The organism is Mycobacterium sp. NGS62, assembly GCF_059812285.1.
Genome location: NZ_JCALCK010000011.1, coordinates 87,996 through 100,900 on the forward strand (window position 1 = coordinate 87,996; position 12,905 = coordinate 100,900).

Genomic DNA, 12,905 nt, shown 5'->3' on the forward strand with positions numbered 1-12,905 from the left:
TCAGTGGCTAGTTTGACTTCAGCATGTTGCGCAGCACGTACTGCAAGATGCCGCCGTTGCGGTAGTAGTCGGCCTCACCGGGGGTGTCGATCCGCACCACCGCATCGAATTCGACCGGCTTGCCACCTTCCTTGCTGGCCTTGACGTGCACCGTCTTCGGCGCCTTGCCGTTGTTGAGCTCCTCGATACCGGTGATGTCGAACACCTCGGTGCCGTCGAGCCCCAGCGACTCGGCGCTGCGGCCCTCGGGGAACTGCAGCGGGATCACGCCCATGCCGATCAGGTTGGAGCGGTGGATGCGCTCGAACGACTCGGCGATCACCGCCCGCACACCCAGCAACAGCGTGCCCTTGGCCGCCCAGTCCCGCGACGACCCGGACCCGTACTCCTTGCCGCCCAGCACCACCAGCGGAACACCTTGTGCCGCATAGTTTTGCGCGGCGTCGTAGATGAACGCCTGCGGGCCGCCATCTTGGGTGAAGTCGCGGGTGTAGCCGCCGGCAACGTCGTCGAGCAGCAAGTTGCGCAACCGGATGTTGGCGAAGGTGCCGCGGATCATCACCTCGTGGTTGCCGCGCCGCGACCCGAAGGAGTTGTAATCTTTGCGCTCGACGCCGTGCTCGTCGAGGTATTGCGCTGCCGGCGTTCCCGGCTTGATGCTGCCCGCCGGCGAGATGTGGTCGGTGGTCACCGAATCGCCCAGCAGCGCCAGCACTCGGGCGCCGCTGATGTCGCTGACCGGTTCCGGGTCGGCCGACATCCCCTCAAAATACGGCGGCTTACGCACGTAGGTCGAATCCGCGTCCCACTCAAAGGTATTGCCGCTGGGCGTGGGCAGGTTACGCCAGCGCTCATCGCCCTTGAACACATCGGCGTAGTTCTTGGTGAACATCTCCTGGTTGATCGCCGACGCGATGGTGTCGGAGACATCCTTCTGCGACGGCCAGATGTCACGCAAGAAAACGTCGTTGCCCTCTTCATCTGTACCGAGTGCTTGCGACTCGAAATCGAAGTCCATGGACCCGGCCAGCGCGTAGGCAACCACCAGCGGGGGAGACGCCAGGTAGTTCATCTTCACGTCCGGGTTGATGCGGCCCTCGAAGTTGCGGTTGCCCGATAGCACCGCCGAGACCGAAAGGTCGTTGTCGTTGATCGCCTTCGAGATTTCCTCGGGCAGCGGGCCGGAGTTGCCGATGCACGTCGTGCAGCCGTAGCCGACCAGATAGAAGCCCAGTTTTTCCAGATACGGCCACAGGCCAGCTTTTTCGTAATAGTCGTGAACAACCTGTGAGCCCGGGGCCATCGTCGTCTTCACCCACGGCTTGGAGGCCAACCCCTTCTCCACGGCGTTGCGTGCCAACAGCGCCGCGCCCAGCATCACCTCCGGGTTTGAGGTGTTGGTGCACGACGTGACCGCGGCAATCACCACCGCGCCGTGGTCGAGCACGAACTCGCCCAGTTCCTTGGACTGCACCGAAACCGGGTTGCTGGCACGGCCTTCGGCATGAACAGCGGCCGACTTGGCCGCGGGGGTTTCGCCGTTCTCGGCGAACGATATGTTGCGCACTGCATCGCTGGCCGGGAAAGTTTCGTCGACGGCCTCGTCGAGTTTCGTGTATTCCTGCTTGTCGGGATCGTCGCCGACGTAGTTCGGAATCTGCTCGCGGAAGGTGGCTTTGGCGTCGGACAGCGCGATGCGGTCCTGCGGACGCTTCGGCCCCGCGATTGACGGCACCACATCGGACAGGTTGAGCTCGATGTATTCGGAGAATTCCGGTTCGTGGGCCGGGTCGTGCCACATGCCCTGCTCTTTGGCGTATGCCTCGACAAGCGCCAACTGCTCCTCATTGCGCCCGGTGAACCGCAGGTAGTCGATGGTCTCCTGGTCAATCGGGAAAATCGCTGCGGTAGAACCGAATTCGGGGCTCATGTTGCCCAACGTAGCGCGGTTGGCCAACGGCACCTCGGCCACGCCCTCACCGTAGAACTCAACAAATTTGCCGACCACACCGTGTTCGCGCAGCATCTCGGTGACGGTGAGCACGACGTCGGTGGCGGTCACACCAGGCTGGATCTCACCGGTCAGCTTGAAGCCGACCACCCGCGGGATCAGCATGGACACCGGCTGGCCGAGCATCGCTGCCTCGGCCTCGATGCCGCCAACGCCCCAGCCCAGCACGCCCAGGCCGTTGACCATCGTGGTGTGTGAGTCGGTTCCCACACAGGTGTCCGGGTAGGCCACCCCGTCGCGCTCCATCACCACGCTGGCCAGGTATTCGATGTTGACCTGGTGCACGATGCCCGTTCCGGGCGGCACCACCTTGAAGTCTTGGAAGGCGCCCTGCCCCCAACGCAGGAACTGGTAGCGCTCCCCGTTGCGCTCGTACTCGATCTCGACATTGCGCTCGAACGCATCGGCGCGGCCGAAAAGATCCGCGATCACCGAGTGATCGATCACCAGGTCGGCCGGCGCCAACGGGTTGACCTTTTCGGGGTTGCCGCCCAGTTCGCCGACGGCCTCGCGCATGGTGGCCAAGTCGACGATGCAGGGCACGCCGGTGAAGTCCTGCATCACCACTCGGGCCGGCGTGTACTGGATTTCGATGCTGGGCTCGGCCTCGGGGTCCCAGTTCGCGATGGCCTGGATGTGGTCTTTGGTGATGTTGCTGCCGTCCTCGTTGCGCAGCAGGTTTTCGGCCAGAACCTTGAGACTGTAGGGGAGTTTCTCGGTGCCCGGCACCGCGTCGAGGCGATAGACCTGATAACCCTTGTCGCCGACCTTCAAGGTTTTGCAGGCGTCGAACGAATTCACCGAATCCTTGCTGCTCACATCAACTCCCATGATTGAGTTCATCGGCGGCAACCCAATGCAGCCGGCTACGCCGCAGTTGCGATCGCCGCTAGTTCTGCCCGCCGACGGGCCGTGTCAACGGGGTGGGACTACCCTAACAGTACGCTTGTCCTGCATTCCGGGCGCCTGCCCGTACCCACAGTGTTGTCCCGTCGACGGCTGCTGTCACCGGCCATCGGCCAGTCAAGCGCTGATGGCGCGCCTTGCCCCCGCAAGCGGGAGGTACCCCCGCCTCAGGCCGCCTTGCGGCCTGCATCGGCGCCGCGCGGTACGGTCTTGATCCGTGACCACCCCGCACGCGCCCGCATACATCCCGGGCGAGATCTGTGGCACTGTCGGCGCCGATCCGGCGACCCCGCCTGATCAATGCATGGCACTGGTCCGGGGGCAGATCGACGCCGAATCCGTCAGCGCTCCGGCGGCGGTCAAGCCGGCGCTACTCGAGGTGGTCAACCAGGCCCGCGGCGACGGCATCGACCTGAAGATCGTCGTGCTGGACCACAACCCGCAGAACGACCCGCCGCTGCGCGACGTCGCGACCGTGGTCGGTTCTGACCATCCGGACGCCACCGTGCTGGTACTCAGCCCGTCGTTCGTCGGCTCCTACAGCACGCACTTCCCGCGGTCGACGCTGGAAATCGGCGAAGACAACGCCAAGACCGGCAACCCGGTTGTCTCCGCACAGAATTTCCTGCACCAGTTGAATACGCCGCAGTTCCCCTGGGCCGCACTGACAATAGTGCTGTTGATCGGCGTACTGGCCGCCGTCGTCGGGACCCGGATTCTGCAGCTGCGCGGTAGGCGCTCAGCAACGCCCGAACAAGACACCGAAACGCTGGACAGCCCGCCGGAGCGAAGCGTCTAACTCGCGATATGCGACATGTGTCGCATAGCCGTCCGCTAATAGCTTGCTGACTTGGCAAATTGGCCAGGTCACCATTAGGTCACAATCATTTCAATTACAGAGTTGTAGTTTGTGACTAAAGTTTCCAATGAGCCACCTGTGACTTACGGTGCAGTTGATGTTTGTGTTCTTTTCGTGCTTCCAGTGACAACTGGGGCCGACGCCGTCCGTCCAGCGTTGAGCCATAGGGAGACTAATGAGGCGCATCCGCCGCGGCTCGCTTTCTCGATTGGCCCCGAGCCTTCGATCAGCCGCCAAGCTGGCCCGCCCGCTTGCGCCGGCGGGACTCAGCATGGTTGTGCTGCTGGGCACACCGGGGCTCGCGACGGCGGATCCCGGTGCCGCCCCCGACACTTTGGCGGCGCTGATCGCTGACGTCGCCAAGGCCGACCAACGTCTACAGGATCTCAGCGCGGCCATCCGGACCGAACAAGAAAGCGTGAACAAGGCTCTGGTCGACGTGGAGACCGCGCGCGACAACGCCGCGACGGCCCAGCACGACGTCGAGGTCAGCCAGCAGGGCGTTAAGGATGCCACCGCCGCAATCAGCGCGGCCCAGCACCGGTTCGACAGTTTCGCCGCAGCCACCTACATCAATGGACCGTCGGACAGCTACCTCACCGCTGCCGGCCCCGACGACATCATCGCCACCGCTACTGCGGGGCGAGCGCTGGCTGCCAGCTCGCAGCGCATGATGGACAACCTGCAACGGGCCCGCACCGAGCAGGTGAATAAGGAGTCCGCAGCACGATTGGCCAAGCAGAAGGCCGACAAGTCCGCTGCCGACGCCCAGTCCAGCCAAGATGCTGCGGTGGCGGCGCTCACCAGCGCCCACCGCAAGTTCGCCGAGCAGCAGCAGGAAGTAAACCGTCTGGGCGCCGAACGCGACGCGGCCCGGATCAGACTCGACGCCGCCCGCAATTGGTCGGCACCGGGGGGCGGACCAGGTTCCGGCCCGCGGGCGGCGTCGCCACCCGGTGACCGCTGGGACTCCGGCGCGCAAGGTGCGGCAGCAGCACCGGCCCGGAACCCCAATCAGTGGGACGGGGTGTGGGACCCCACCCTTCCGATGGTGCCCAGCGCCAACATTCCCGGCGATCCGATCGCCGTGATCAATACCGTCCTGGGGATTTCGGCGACCTCGTCGCAGGTCACCGCGAATATGGGGCGCAAGTTTCTGCAGTCGGTGGGCCTGATCAAGCCCGACGCTCCTGACCCGGGCATCACCAACGGCCGGATCCCACGGGTCTATGGACGGCAGGCCTCCGAATATGTGATCCGGCGTGGAATGTCGCAGATCGGGGTGCCCTATTCGTGGGGCGGTGGCAATGCCGCCGGCCCGAGCAACGGCATCGGCTCCGGCTCGGGCACAAACGGATTCGACTGCTCGGGTCTGGTGCTGTATTCGTTCGCCGGGGTGGGCATCAAGCTGCCGCACTACTCGGGTTCGCAGTACAACCTGGGCCGCAAAATCCCATCGGCGCAGATGCGCCGCGGCGACGTGATCTTCTACGGCCCCGGTGGCAGCCAGCACGTGACGATCTACCTGGGTCAGGGTCAGATGCTCGAGGCCCCCGACGTCGGGCAGACGGTGAAGGTGTCCCCAGTGCGCACCAGCGGGATGACGCCCTACGTGGTGCGCTACATCGAGTACTGACAGTGAAAATATTTCTGCTGCACAGGGCATCTCGTGCGATCAAGCTGACCTGGGCGGTGTCGGCGGTGATCGGGCTGTTGATCGCTCTGGCCGGTCCCGCCGCTGCTGAGGAAGGCGGCTGGGATCCGACATTGCCGGCGACCATCAGCGCCGGTGCGCCGGGGGACCCGCTCGCCATCGCCAACGCATCGTTGAACGCCACCGCCCAGGCGACCCAGAGCACGCTCGATCTGGGCCGGCAATTCCTCGGCGGGCTCGGAATCAACCTGGGTGGGAGCAGCAACGCGAGCACTGCGCCGACCCGGATTCCCCGGGTGTACGGCCGTCAGGCCGTCGAGTATGTGATCAAACGTGGGTCGTCGCAGATGGGGGTGCCGTATTCGTGGGGTGGCGGCACCCCCAACGGCCCCAGCAAGGGCGTGGACTCCGGCGCAGACACCGTCGGCTTCGACTGCTCGGGTTTGATGCGGTATGCCTTCGCCGGGGTTGGCGTGTTGATCCCGCGATTCTCCGGTGATCAGTACACCGCGGGCCGACACATTCCACCGTCGCAGGCCAAACGCGGTGACCTGATCTTCTACGGTCCTGGCGGCGGCCAGCACGTCACCATGTACCTGGGCAACGGTCAGATGCTCGAAGCATCCAGTATCGCCGGCAAAGTCACGGTCAGTCCGGTGCGCACCGCCGGCATGACGCCGTTCGTGACCCGGATCATCGAGTACTGACGGGCATGCCAAGGAACCGCCCGCGTCGACGGAACCCGGGCGGCCTGGAATAGTTGAACGCGGGCACGCCGCTGCCCCGCGACGTTCGTCGTGCGAGCAGTCGTGTCTGGATAGAGCTGTGGAAGGGTTGTACCGATGACATCAGCAGGTGGCGCCAGCGGGTACTCGGGTCCGGGCGGGCCACCGACGACGCCCGCGCACGCGGCGCCGCCGGGCGGTGGCAACGGGCTGGCTGCCGAGGTACACACCCTGGAACGGGCCATTTTCGAGGTCAAGCGGATCATCGTGGGCCAGGACCAGCTGGTGGAGCGGATGCTGGTCGGCTTGCTGTCTAAAGGCCATGTGCTGCTCGAAGGTGTGCCCGGCGTGGCCAAGACCCTGGCAGTGGAAACCTTCGCCCGGGTGGTCGGCGGGACGTTCGCCCGCATCCAGTTCACGCCGGACCTGGTGCCCACCGACATCATCGGTACCCGGATCTACCGGCAGGGCAAGGAAGAGTTCGACACCGAACTCGGCCCGGTGGTGGTCAACTTCTTACTCGCCGACGAGATCAACCGGGCGCCGGCCAAGGTGCAGTCGGCGCTGTTGGAGGTCATGCAGGAGCGCCACGTCTCCATCGGTGGCAAGACCTTCCCGCTGCCCAACCCGTTTTTGGTGATGGCTACCCAGAACCCGATCGAGCATGAAGGTGTCTATCCGCTGCCCGAGGCTCAGCGGGACCGCTTCCTTTTCAAGATCAACGTCGGCTACCCCTCACCGGAGGAGGAGCGCGAGATCATCTACCGGATGGGCGTGACGCCTCCCCAGCCCAAGCAGATCCTCGACACCGGCGACCTGCTGCGGCTGCAGGAAATCGCATCCAACAACTTCGTGCACCACGCACTGGTCGACTATGTGGTGCGCGTTGTCACCGCCACCCGCCACCCTGAACAACTCGGAATGAACGACGTCAAGAGCTGGATCTCGTTCGGCGCATCCCCGCGTGCGTCACTGGGCATCATCGCAGCGTCGCGTTCGCTGGCGTTGGTGCGTGGCCGTGACTACGTGATCCCGCAGGACGTCGTCGAGGTCATCCCCGACGTGTTACGGCACCGACTGGTGCTCACCTACGACGCCCTCGCCGACGAAATCTCCCCGGAGATCGTCATCAACCGCGTTCTGCAGACGGTGGCCATGCCGCAAGTGAATGCCGTTCCGCAGCAAGGACATTCGGTGCCTCCGGTGATGCAGGGTGCTGCGACCGCGGCTAGCGGTCGGTGACTGATCCCGAGGCGCGGGCGGTAGTCCATCCGCCGTCGATGCAACGCGGCAACATCGACGACCCGAAGCTGTCGGCAGCGCTGCGGACTCTTGAGCTGACCGTCAAACGCAAGCTCGACGGCGTCTTGCACGGTGATCACCTCGGCTTGATTCCCGGTCCCGGCTCCGAGCCGGGGGAGTCGCGCGAGTATCAGCCCGGTGACGACGTCCGCCGGATGGACTGGGCGGTCACCGCGCGTACCACTCACCCCCATGTCCGGCAGATGATTGCCGACCGCGAACTGGAGACCTGGTTGGTGGTCGACATGTCGGCCAGCCTGGACTTCGGTACCGCAGTCTGCGAGAAACGCGATCTGGCGGTCGCGGCCGCGGCCGCCATCACGTTCCTCAACAGCGGCGGCGGCAACCGGCTCGGCGCGCTCGTTGCCAACGGCGCGCAGACAATCCGGGTGCCGGCCCGCTCCGGGCGCCAGCATGAGCAGACGCTGCTGCGCACCATCGCCACTACACCCAAGGCGCCGGTCGGAGTGCGCGGTGATCTGGCAGCGGCCATCGATGCGCTGCGCCGGCCGGAGCGTCGCCGCGGAATGGCCGTGATCATCAGCGACTTCCTCGGCCCGATCAACTGGATGCGCCCGCTGCGCGCGATCGCGGCCCGCCATGAGGTGCTCGGCATCGAAGTGCTCGACCCTCGCGACGTCGAGCTGCCCGACGTCGGCGACGTCGTCCTACAGGACGCCGAATCCGGGGTCACCCGGGAGTTCACCATCGACGCGCAGCTGCGCGACGACTTCGCCAAGGCCGCGGCGGCTCATCGCGCCGAGGTGGCCCGCACGCTTCGCAGCTGCGGAGCGCCGCTGCTGTCGTTGCGCACCGACCGCGACTGGATCGCCGACATCGTCCGCTTCGTCGAATCGCGGCGCCGCGGTGCATTGGCGGGGCGCCAATGACGGTGCCGTTGCTCGGGCCGATGACCCTGACCGGGTTCGCCCACGCGTGGTGGTTTCTGTTCCTGCTGGTGGTTCTGGGGATCGTCGCGCTTTACATCATCGCCCAGGTGTCCCGGCAGCGCCGGATGCTGCGCTTCGCCAACATGGAGCTGCTGGAAAGCGTGGCGCCCAAGCAGCCCACCCGCTGGCGGCATCTGGCGGCGATCCTGCTGTCGGCGGCCTTGGTGCTGTTGACCATCGCAATGGCCGGCCCCACCCACGATGTGCGGATTCCGCGCAACCGCGCGGTGGTGATGCTGGTGATCGACGTGTCGCAGTCCATGCGCGCCACCGACGTCGACCCCAACCGCATGGTGGCCGCGCAGGTGGCCGCCAAGGAGTTCGCCGGCGAGCTGACGCCGGGGATCAACCTGGGATTGATCGCCTATGCCGGGACGGCGACGGTCCTGGTGCAGCCGACCACCAACCGGGAGGCGACCAAAGTCGCGCTGGACAAGTTGCAGTTCGCCGACCGCACGGCCACCGGCGAAGGCATCTTCACCGCGCTGCAGGCCATCGCCACCGTCGGCGCGGTGATCGGCGGCGGCGACACCCCGCCGCCGGGTCGCATCGTGTTGTTCTCCGACGGTAAGGAAACGGTGCCGACCAATCCGGACAACCCCAAGGGCGCGTTCACCGCGGCGCGCACCGCCAAGGACCAGGGCGTGCCGATCTCCACGATTTCTTTCGGCACCCCGTACGGGTTCGTCGACATCAATGGCCAGCGCCAGCCGGTTCCCGTCGATGACACCACGATGAAAAAGGTTGCCGAGCTCTCCGGCGGCAACAACTACAGTGCGTCGAATCTGCAGCAGCTCAAAGAGGTCTACGCAACTTTGCAGCAGCAGATCGGCTACGAGACGATCCGCGGCGACGCGAGCGTCGGCTGGCTGCGGCTTGGCTCGTTGATCCTGGCGCTGGCCGCCTTGGCGGCGCTGCTGATCAACCGCAGATTACCTACGTAACTTGCCGCCGAGTGGCCACTTAATGCACGCGTCCGCCCAAAAGGCGTGTCACAAGTGGCCGCTCGACGATGCGATAGGTTGTCGGGGTGACTGACACGGGGAGGCCACCGTTCGTGGCCCGATCAGTACTGGTGACGGGCGGAAACCGGGGAATTGGTCTGGCGATCGCGCAGCGGCTGGCCGCCGACGGCCACAAGGTGGCAGTCACGCACCGCGGATCCGGGGCGCCCGAGGGGCTGTTCGGTGTCGTGTGCGACGTCACCGACAACGAGGCCGTCGACCGCGCCTTCAAGGAGGTCGAGGAGCACCAGGGCCCAGTCGAGGTGCTGGTGTCCAATGCCGGCATATCCAAGGATGCGTTTCTCATCCGAATGACAGAGGAGCGGTTCGAGGAGGTCATCAACGCCAACCTCACCGGGGCCTTCCGGGTTGCCCAGCGCGCCTCGCGCAGCATGCAGCGCAAGCGTTTCGGCCGGATCATCTTCATCGGGTCGGTCTCCGGCAGTTGGGGCATCGGCAACCAGTCCAACTACGCGGCCGCCAAGGCCGGCCTGATCGGCATGGCCCGCTCGATCTCCCGGGAGCTGTCCAAGGCCAACGTGACCGCGAATGTGGTGGCGCCGGGCTACATCGACACCGAGATGACCCGTGCCCTGGACGAACGGATCCAGGAAGGTGCGCTGGACTTCATCCCGGCCAAGCGGGTCGGCACCGCCGCCGAGGTCGCCGGGGCGGTCAGCTTCCTGGCGTCCGAGGACGCCAGCTACATTGCCGGCGCCGTGATCCCGGTCGATGGCGGCATGGGCATGGGCCACTGAAGACTTCGACACAAACACTTAGGACGGACATGGCAGGACTGCTCGAAGGCAAACGGATTCTGGTCAGCGGAATCATCACCGACGCGTCGATCGCGTTCCACATCGCCCGGGTAGCGCAGGAAGAAGGCGCGGAGCTGATCTGCACCGGGTTTCAGCGGATGCGCTTGATCGAGCGCATACTCGGCCGGCTGCCGCAAAAGCCGCCGCTGCTCGAGCTTGACGTGCAGGACGAGAAGCACCTGGACACCCTGGCCGATCGGGTCGCGGAGGTGATCGGCGAGGGCACCAAGCTGGACGGCGTGGTGCACTCGATCGGTTACATGCCGGAAACCGGGATGGGCATCAACCCGTTCTTCGATGCACCGTATGAGGATGTCGCCAAAGGCATTCACATCTCGGCATATTCGTATGCGTCGCTGGCCAAGGCGCTGCTGCCGATCATGCGTCCGGGCAGCGCAATCGTGGGTATGGATTTCGACCCGACGCGGGCGATGCCGGCCTACAACTGGATGACGGTGGCCAAGAGCGCGCTGGAGTCGGTGAACCGGTTCGTCGCGCGGGAGGCCGGTCAGTACGGTGTGCGCTCCAATCTCGTTGCGGCCGGGCCGATTCGAACGCTTGCTATGAGCGCGATCGTCGGTGGTGCACTCGGCGAAGAGGCCAGCGGCCAGATGCAGTTGCTCGAGCAGGGCTGGGACCAGCGCGCGCCGATCGGGTGGAACATGAAGGACCCGACCCCGGTCGCCAAGACGGTCTGCGCCGTACTGTCTGACTGGCTACCGGCCACCACGGGCGACATCATCTACGCCGACGGCGGAGCGCACACCCAGTTGCTCTGATGGACTTTGACGCCGTCCTGCTGCTGTCGTTCGGCGGACCCGAGGGCCCCGAGCAGGTGCGGCCGTTCCTGGAGAACGTCACCCGCGGCCGCGGTGTGCCGCCGGAGCGTCTCGACGAGGTCGCCGAGCACTATCTGCATTTCGATGGAGTGTCGCCGATTAACGGCATCAACCGCGCGCTGGTCACCGAGCTACGTGCCGAACTGGCTGAACGCGGCGCCGATCTGCCGGTATATTTCGGTAACCGCAACTGGGAACCCTACGTCGAAGATGTCGTCGCGACCATGCGAGACAACGGCATTCGCCGCGCTGCGGTGTTCACCACGTCGGCGTGGAGCGGTTACTCCAGTTGCACCCAATATGTCGAGGACATCGCCCGGGCGCGCAGAGCAGTCGCCCCCTCCGCACCGGACCTCGTCAAGCTGCGGCCCTACTTCGACCATCCGCTGTTTGTGCAGATGTTCGCCGAGGCGATCGCCGCTGCCGCCGACACCGTACCGGCAGACGCACGACTGGTGTTCACTGCACACTCCATCCCGATAGCTGCCGATCAGCGCTGCGGCCCGCGCCTATACAGCCGCCAAGTCGGCTATGCCGCAAGGCTGGTCGCCGCCGCCGCCGGATACCGGAACTATGACGTGGTCTGGCAGTCGCGATCGGGTCCGCCTCAGGTTCCGTGGCTGGAACCAGATGTGGCCGACCATCTTTCAACGCTCGCCGACACCACGTCTGTGATCGTCTGCCCGATCGGCTTTGTCGCCGACCACATTGAAGTGGTGTGGGATCTCGACCATGAGCTGCGGAAGCAGGCTGACGCAGCGGGCATGGCTTTCGCGCGGGCCGCCACACCCAACGCTGATCGCCGATTCGCACGGCTGGCCATCGATTTGATCGATGAACTGCGCGACGGCCGCCAGCCTAACCGTACGACGGGTCCCGACCCGGTGCCCGGCTGCGGGGCGAGTGTTAACGGCATACCGTGCGGGCCGCCACACTGCGCGGCCGAGTGGGCGCTCAGCCCTGCCACGCCGACTGCAGAATTGCGCTGATTGCAGCCATCCGCGCAGAACGCACCACAGTGGCCAGCGGTTGCAGCGCGGCGCTGGCGATTCGTGCTTCCGATGACGATTGCGTCCCGGTCCGGCTCAATTCGGCGCTGACGGTCACGATCGCGTCGACGTGCGCCGCGGTCTCCAGTACCCGCACGGCGCGCGGCGGCGCGTGGTCGGGAATGCGATGACAGCGCGTGGTTTCCAGCTGCTGCTCGACGAGGCCGCGCGGGTCGTCGACATCCGAGCCGGCCGAGCCAAGACCGATGGTGCCGAGCGCTTCCGCAGCCGACCGTACCGTTGACCGCAGCCCATATTCTGCTTCGCCGAGCTCGTCGTGGTCGTGTACCGGCAAGCCGGTCAGTGAGTAGACCGTCCACGACAGTGCATCTGATTCCGGGGCATCGGTGTCCGCGTCGGATTCGTCATATCGAAAATCGGGAACTAACCCGACGGCCACCGTGGAGTCGTCGCGGTCAGACACCACTACCGCCTCACCGACCGCCAGCGCCTCGCGCTCGAACTGCGTGCCGGCAGCCAGCCCGCGAACATCACCTGGCACCGGCAATACCAGGTTGATCGCCGGCGCGGACATCGGCGGCCGGCCGGCCGCGGTGCGCAGAGTTTGCAGCAGCGACACCGCGCCGGCGTTGTCCAGATCCGGCCAGGGCAGACCAGTGTACCCGGCCGCGACAGCGTCATATGCGGTGACGGATTGCGCTGGCGCCCAAAGCGATAACGCATCGAGGACATCATCGGGCGCGGCCTTGCCGGCGAGCCAGGCATTGGCCCATACCGATAGCGAAGCGCTGGGGCACCACATGATCCGCAGTCTAGTTGTTGTTCGC

11 protein-coding genes are annotated in these 12,905 nt (G+C 65.6%); 9 read left to right on the forward strand and 2 right to left on the reverse strand.

What is annotated here, in order from left to right:
• Window positions 1–7: 7 nt before the first annotated feature.
• Window positions 8–2,830: an aconitate hydratase gene (locus tag AC5Y49_RS20475; RefSeq protein ID WP_499890443.1), complete on the reverse strand. Its 2,823-nt coding sequence runs from the start codon at window positions 2,828–2,830 to the stop codon at window positions 8–10.
• Window positions 2,831–3,134: 304 nt separating this feature from the next.
• Here AC5Y49_RS20475 and AC5Y49_RS20480 point away from each other — a divergent pair, with 304 nt between their 5' ends.
• From AC5Y49_RS20480 to AC5Y49_RS20520, 9 genes are all read left to right on the forward strand, one after another.
• A complete protein-coding gene (locus tag AC5Y49_RS20480) occupies window positions 3,135–3,716 on the forward strand; it encodes an Rv1476 family membrane protein (protein ID WP_499890448.1) in 582 nt (193 codons plus the stop codon).
• Window positions 3,717–3,951: 235 nt separating this feature from the next.
• Window positions 3,952–5,412, forward strand: a complete 1,461-nt coding sequence (ripA, locus tag AC5Y49_RS20485; RefSeq protein WP_499890452.1) for an NlpC/P60 family peptidoglycan endopeptidase RipA — start codon at window positions 3,952–3,954, stop codon at window positions 5,410–5,412.
• Window positions 5,413–5,426: 14 nt separating this feature from the next.
• On the forward strand, window positions 5,427–6,137 hold the full coding sequence (gene ripB, locus AC5Y49_RS20490) for an NlpC/P60 family peptidoglycan endopeptidase RipB (protein WP_499890553.1): 711 nt from the start codon (window positions 5,427–5,429) through the stop codon (window positions 6,135–6,137).
• A 135-nt stretch (window positions 6,138–6,272) separates the two neighbouring features.
• Window positions 6,273–7,397 (forward strand): chaperone MoxR1, encoded by a 1,125-nt coding sequence (moxR1, locus tag AC5Y49_RS20495; protein WP_499890456.1) that lies wholly within the window; start codon window positions 6,273–6,275, stop codon window positions 7,395–7,397.
• A 38-nt stretch (window positions 7,398–7,435) separates the two neighbouring features.
• Window positions 7,436–8,347 (forward strand): DUF58 domain-containing protein, encoded by a 912-nt coding sequence (locus AC5Y49_RS20500; RefSeq protein ID WP_499890556.1) that lies wholly within the window; start codon window positions 7,436–7,438, stop codon window positions 8,345–8,347.
• Window positions 8,344–9,351: a VWA domain-containing protein gene (locus tag AC5Y49_RS20505; RefSeq protein WP_499890460.1), complete on the forward strand. Its 1,008-nt coding sequence runs from the start codon at window positions 8,344–8,346 to the stop codon at window positions 9,349–9,351. Before AC5Y49_RS20500 ends, AC5Y49_RS20505 begins: the two co-directional genes overlap by 4 nt.
• Window positions 9,352–9,437: 86 nt before the next feature.
• Window positions 9,438–10,169 carry a 3-oxoacyl-ACP reductase FabG1 gene (fabG1, locus tag AC5Y49_RS20510; protein WP_499890465.1) on the forward strand — a complete coding sequence of 244 codons (732 nt, stop codon included), beginning with the start codon at window positions 9,438–9,440 and terminating at the stop codon, window positions 10,167–10,169.
• A 29-nt stretch (window positions 10,170–10,198) separates the two neighbouring features.
• Entirely contained in the window at window positions 10,199–11,008 is an 810-nt protein-coding gene (gene inhA / locus AC5Y49_RS20515) for an NADH-dependent enoyl-ACP reductase InhA (RefSeq protein ID WP_499890468.1), read from the forward strand.
• Window positions 11,008–12,057: a ferrochelatase gene (locus tag AC5Y49_RS20520; protein ID WP_499890471.1), complete on the forward strand. Its 1,050-nt coding sequence runs from the start codon at window positions 11,008–11,010 to the stop codon at window positions 12,055–12,057. The genes inhA and AC5Y49_RS20520 overlap by 1 nt, the downstream gene beginning before the upstream one ends.
• On the opposite strand, the gene AC5Y49_RS20525 is transcribed toward AC5Y49_RS20520, so the two are convergent.
• Window positions 12,023–12,880 (reverse strand): Rv1486c family protein, encoded by an 858-nt coding sequence (locus AC5Y49_RS20525; protein WP_499890472.1) that lies wholly within the window; start codon window positions 12,878–12,880, stop codon window positions 12,023–12,025. The two genes, AC5Y49_RS20520 and AC5Y49_RS20525, sit on opposite strands and share 35 nt — an antisense overlap.
• Between the last annotated feature and the right edge of the window lie 25 nt (window positions 12,881–12,905).

Coding starts and splice junctions, on each gene's coding strand:
- ripA (WP_499890452.1), top strand. CDS start 3,952: ATGAGGCGCATCCGCCGCGGCTCGCTTTCTCGATTGGCCCCGAGCCTT.
- moxR1 (WP_499890456.1), top strand. CDS start 6,273: ATGACATCAGCAGGTGGCGCCAGCGGGTACTCGGGTCCGGGCGGGCCA.
- AC5Y49_RS20500 (WP_499890556.1), top strand. CDS start 7,436: ATGCAACGCGGCAACATCGACGACCCGAAGCTGTCGGCAGCGCTGCGG.
- AC5Y49_RS20505 (WP_499890460.1), top strand. CDS start 8,344: ATGACGGTGCCGTTGCTCGGGCCGATGACCCTGACCGGGTTCGCCCAC.
- inhA (WP_499890468.1), top strand. CDS start 10,199: ATGGCAGGACTGCTCGAAGGCAAACGGATTCTGGTCAGCGGAATCATC.
- AC5Y49_RS20520 (WP_499890471.1), top strand. CDS start 11,008: ATGGACTTTGACGCCGTCCTGCTGCTGTCGTTCGGCGGACCCGAGGGC.
- AC5Y49_RS20525 (WP_499890472.1), bottom strand. CDS start 12,880: ATGTGGTGCCCCAGCGCTTCGCTATCGGTATGGGCCAATGCCTGGCTC.